The organism is Mycobacterium sp. E3298 (genome assembly GCF_001666895.1).
GTDB lineage: Bacteria > Actinomycetota > Actinomycetes > Mycobacteriales > Mycobacteriaceae > Mycobacterium.
This window is the reverse complement of the sequence record NZ_LZJB01000424.1, coordinates 1-1010: the sequence shown is the minus strand read 5'-3', so window position 1 is coordinate 1010 and position 1010 is coordinate 1. Positions and strand designations below refer to the sequence as shown.

The window sequence follows — 1010 nt, the reverse complement described above, 5'->3', positions numbered from 1 at the left end:
CCCGGACCAAGTCGCGTTTCGCAGGCGTCTTTTTCACTACGTTCAAGTCGCTGTACTCGGTATCCCACAGCGCCACTCCGTCATGATGCTTGGTCGTGAGCACGGCATATTTGGCGCCCGATTTTTCAATCAGGTCTGCCCAGGCGTCCGCATCGAAGCGGGCTGCCGTAAACCCATCCAGCTGCTTCATGTAGTCCTCGTAAGAGATCCTACCGTTATAGAACGACCAGGACTCGGCAATTCCGTTTACCGCATAGATTCCGTAATGAATGAAGATGCCGAGCTTTGCTTCTCCGAACCATTGGCTTACCATCCGATACCCTCACTCTTCGCGATATTTTCCCCGCCCTTCATTTGCCATGATAGTGTTAAGGCCGCAATTGATCAATTCGTATTTTTCATAAACTTCACTATTTTCCGCTGCCGAGACTATTGCCCCGAACGATTGCCGCAAACCTTGCATCTTTCTATACACCCAGCGCGGGGCGCTGCGGTTAGCCGATCTTGTCGGCTATCTCGAGAGGCATGGCGCCCACGTATGCGGACTGCGGCCGGAAGATGCGGTTGTGCCCGGCCTGCTCGAGCATGTGTGCCGTCCATCCGACGACGCGGGCGGCTGTGAACGTCGGCGTGAACAGCTCCGTCGGCAGCGCGATCGCCTTCATGATGGCCGCCGCGAAAAACTCGACGTTCGTGTACAGGCGCCGCCCCGGTTTGTACTCGGCGAGCAGCCGCGTCCCCGTCTCCTCCACGTGCAGGGCGAGCGCGAACGCCGGATCGTCGCCGGTCAGGCCGCGTGTCACTGCGCGCAGCGCCTCGGCACGCGGGTCGACGGTCTTGTAGATGCGATGGCCGAAGCCCATGAGCCGGCCGCCCCGCTCCAGCACCTCGCGCAGCCAGGGCTCGGCGCGTTCTTGCGTTCCGATCGCCTCCAGCATGGCGATGACCTCGCTCGGCGCGCCGCCGTGAAGCGGGCCGCCCATCGTGCCGATCGCCGCGCTGACGGACGG

At 61.2% G+C, this 1010-nt stretch carries 2 protein-coding genes; both read right to left on the bottom strand.

Features of this window, described 5'->3' with window-relative positions:
* A partial coding sequence (locus A9X05_RS20050; RefSeq protein WP_197499142.1) for an alpha-L-fucosidase occupies positions 1-313 on the bottom strand: 313 nt, incomplete at its 3' end.
* 181 nt (positions 314-494) lie between these two features.
* Positions 495-1010: citrate/2-methylcitrate synthase (locus A9X05_RS20045; RefSeq protein WP_304442456.1), on the bottom strand; the 516-nt coding region annotated here is incomplete at its 5' end.